Annotated in this window: 1 protein-coding gene; it reads left to right on the top strand. The window is 48.8% G+C overall.

Annotated features, from left to right (window positions below; translation table 11 throughout):
- Positions 1-545: M23 family metallopeptidase (locus R8O11_RS30575; protein WP_318195304.1), on the top strand; the 545-nt coding region annotated here is incomplete at both ends.

Raw genomic sequence — 545 nt, 5'->3', positions numbered from 1 at the left:
TGAAGTCTGAACTAGAAAACGACCTTTCAGAGCGAGAGGAGCGGGTTCAGTTGGTTTCCGAACGCTTAGGCGAGCTAGAAAAAGTGCTTGGCGTGGACAATCACGCCACCAATGAAGATTTGGATACTCGACTGGATTCAGCAGCGATCACTTCGAATGTACGAACGCTGATGCTCAATCAAATTCCAAACGGTTCGCCTGTGGGTAAAGTTCGACTTTCATCCGGTTTTGGCAAACGTATTCATCCTGTCACCAAGGTAGCGAAAATGCACCGCGGATTAGATTTCGCGGTGAACATCGGAACAAAAATTTATGCCCCTGCCGATGGCGTGGTGGAAGTCACTCGTCGCAGCAATACCGGCTCTGGCAACTTTCTGAGGCTACAGCACTCTTTCGGTTTTACCAGTTCTTACTCGCACTTAAAGAAATTCAAAGTGCAAAGCGGCCAATTCGTAAGAAAAGGCGATTTGATTGGGATTTCTGGCAACAGTGGGCTCTCTTCTGGCCCACATCTGCACTACGAAGTGCGCTTTGTCGGACGAGCA

It is taken from the genome of Vibrio sp. 1288 (assembly GCF_033344475.1).
The sequence above is the reverse complement of the archived record's forward strand: the minus strand, read 5'-3'. Positions and strand labels throughout refer to the sequence as shown.